This is a genomic window from Myxococcus vastator, assembly GCF_010894475.1.
Taxonomy (GTDB): domain Bacteria; phylum Myxococcota; class Myxococcia; order Myxococcales; family Myxococcaceae; genus Myxococcus; species Myxococcus vastator.
In genome coordinates this window covers 1-3,071 of sequence record NZ_JAAIYB010000686.1, presented here as the reverse complement: position 1 = coordinate 3,071, position 3,071 = coordinate 1, and the positions used below count along the sequence as shown (strand labels likewise).

Annotated in this window: 2 protein-coding genes and 1 pseudogene; all 3 read right to left on the bottom strand. The window is 69.8% G+C overall.

Annotation, left to right across the window (positions count from 1 at the left end; all coding sequences use genetic code 11):
- A pseudogene (locus tag G4D87_RS36055) lies at positions 1-231 on the bottom strand (hypothetical protein); the annotation flags it as partial.
- 144 nt (positions 232-375) lie between these two features.
- Positions 376-996, bottom strand: a complete 621-nt coding sequence (locus G4D87_RS36050; protein WP_163787334.1) for a hypothetical protein — start codon at positions 994-996, stop codon at positions 376-378.
- Positions 997-1,066: 70 nt separating this feature from the next.
- Positions 1,067-3,071 (bottom strand): YgiQ family radical SAM protein (locus G4D87_RS36045; RefSeq protein ID WP_163787333.1); only part of this gene is annotated, 2,005 nt, incomplete at its 5' end.

Below are 3,071 nucleotides of genomic sequence, written 5' to 3'. Positions count from 1 at the left end.
GCTCCGCGAGCAGGCCGAAGACGAAGTCGCGTCGGGGGCGGGGGCGGCCGACGCGACTTCGTCTTCGGCCTGCTCGCGGAGCTGGTTGAACGTCTTCATGTTGATGGTGCCGCCAAACTTCTCCTTGAAGGACTCCAGCGCTTCCTTGCTGCTGATGTCCGGCTGCTGGCGGAAGAGGTCGAGCAGAAACGCGTGGCGCTCCTGGGTCTGCTCCTGGGTCGTCCTAGCCATCGTCTTCGTGCTCCTGGATGTGTCGCGATGTTGCGAAAGGCGGCGCACCCTATCCGGAAGCCGTGTAGCGCCGCAAAGGGGGGCCGTGGCCTCTCTTCGTGGGCAGGACTCGCGTGCCCAGCCACACGCGCTGGACGTGTGTCCTCAGTGCCGGGGCGGCGGCGGCGCGCTGTGGTCGCAGTGCAGCAGCGACGGCGGGTCGAAGCAGCTGAAGCGCTGGTTGTCGAGCCGGCACACGCCGTCCGGCGTGTTGGCGCACTGGACCTCGGTGCGCGTGGCCTTGCAGTCATAGCCGCAGGCCAGGGCCTCGGAGGCGTTGAGGCAGCGGGGCGCGGGCGTCTGGGTGCCGTACTGGTGGATGACGGCGTCCGGCGGATCCCAACAGGTCAGCGTGTTGAAGTTCGTGGAGCACACGCCATACGGCGTCCGGTTGCAGGCCACCTCGCCGTTGAACTGGCGGCAGTTGTAGCCGCAGGCCACCTGGCCCCGGCTCTCCTTGCACTCCGGCTTCGCGCTCGTGGTGGGCGGGTGCTGGATGGCGACCAGGGGCGGGTCCCAACAATGGACGCCCCCCACCAGGATTTCACAGATGCCATAGGGCGTCCGGGCGCAGGCCGCCTGCGTCGCGGTCCGCTTGCACTGGTAGCCGCACACGGAGCGTCCCTGGGAGAACACGCACTGCGGAGGCGGGGGGCGGACCACGGGCTGTTCCGGGGCCGTCACGGGAGCCGTGGCGAGCCACAACGCGGAGAGGAGGCTGAGCATGGTGGGAGCCCGACGAAAAGGGCGGCGGTTTATTCAAACCGCGCGTTCGGGCTCCCGTGTCCCAGGGCGCTCAGCGGGCGCGAGGCCCACCGGGACGGCGCCGCGCGGTGCCATTCGGGCCGGGACGGGGCGCGGCCTCGCGACGCGGCGTGGAGGTGCCTGCGTCGGTGTCGCGCTCGGCGCGCTGCCGTCGCGCGGCCTCCCCGGGCGACTCCGGCGGGACGAGCGCGTGGGGCCCGCGGCCGATGAGGTCCTCGCGGCCGGCCAGCGTCAGGGCCTCGCGGGCCAGCGGCCACTGCTCCGGGTTCCAGTAGAGCAGCAGCGCCTTCTGGAGCCGCTTCTCGCGCAGGCCCTGCGCCGTGTAGACGGGCTCCATCTTCAGCGGGTCCAACCCCGTGAAGTACATGGCGGTGGCCATGGCCATGGGGGTGGGGATGAAGTCCTGCACCTGCCGAGGCCGCTTCCCGTTCTGCTTCAGCCACAGCGCCAGCTCCACCATGTCCTCCAGCGTGGAGCCCGGGTGGCCGCTGATGAAGTACGGGATGTCGTACTGCTCCTTGCCGGCCTCTTCGCTGGCGCAGGCGAACATCTGCTGGAAGCGCTCGAAGCTCTCGATGCCGGGCTTCTTCATCTTCTCCAGCACGCGCGGGGAGACGTGCTCCGGCGCCACGGAGAGCTGCCCGCCCACGTGGTGCGCGGCCAGCTCCTTCACGTACTCCGGCGAGCGCTCCGCCAGGTCGTACCGCACGCCGCTGGCGATGAAGACGTGCTTGACGCCGTCCTCCTTGCGCACGTCCTGCATCAGGCTGATGAGCGGACCGTGGTCCGTCTGGAGGTTCTCACACACGCCCGGGTGGACGCAGGACAGCTTGCGGCACCGCTTCTCGATGTCCTCGCTCTTGCACTTGAGCTTGTACATGTTGGCGGTGGGGCCCCCCAGGTCGGTGATGGTGCCCCGGAAGTCGCCCATGCGGCGCAGGGCGCGGACCTCGCGCAGCACGCTCTCCGCGGAGCGGCTCTGGATGACGCGGCCCTCGTGCTCGGTGATGGAGCAGAAGGTGCAGCCGCCGAAGCACCCGCGCATGAGGACGATGGAGTGCTTCACCGTCTCGTAGGCGGGGATGCGCTCCTGGTACATCGGGTGCGGCACGCGGTTGAAGGGCAAGTCGTACAGCTCGTCCATGGCCACGGACTTGCCTTCGGCGCCCGCGGTGCCCACGCCGTCCTCCAGCGGGAGCGCGGGCGGGTTCATGTAGATGGCGCGGTTGCCGTGGCGCTGCGCCAGTGAGCGCGCGTTGCCCGGGTTGGTCTCCATCTGGAAGTCGCGGCTCATCACCGCGAAGGCGCGCTTGTCCTCGATGACCTGCTCGTAGGACGGCAGCACCACCGTCTTGCGGTCCACGGCGCGCCTGGCCGGGTCCGCCTCCAGGGCGCGCATCTCCTCGTCGTTGATGGTGTACGCGGTGCCGCGCACGTCGCGGATGTCCTGGATGCGCTCACCCTGGCGCATGCGGTCCGCGACTTCCATGATGGGGCGCTCGCCCATGCCGAAGACGAGCAGGTCCGCCTTGGCGTCGAAGAGGATGGAGCGGCGCACCTTCTCGCTCCAGTAGTCGAAGTGGGCGATGCGGCGGAGGCTGGCCTCGATGCCACCCAGGATGATGGGGACGTCGGGGTAGGCCTCACGGCAGCGCTGCGCATAGACGATGGTGGCGCGGTCCGGCCGGCAGTTCGTCTGCCCGCCGGGGCTGTACTGGTCCTCCGAGCGGTTCTTCTTCTGGGCCGTCAGCCGGTTGAGCATCGAGTCCAGGTTGCCCGCGGCCACGCCGAAGAACATGCGCGGCGGCCCCAGCGCCTTGAAGGGCTCGGCCGAGTGCCAGTCCGGCTGGGGGAGGAGGCCCACCTTGAAGCCGCGGCCCTCCAGGAAGCGCGCGATGAGCACCGGCCCGAAGGCCGGGTGGTCCACGTACGCGTCTCCCGTCACGATGATGATGTCGCACTGCTCCCAGCCGCGCGCCTGCAGGTCGGCGCGGGTGGTGGGCAGGAAGGGATGGGCGTAGCGCGTCGAATGGGCC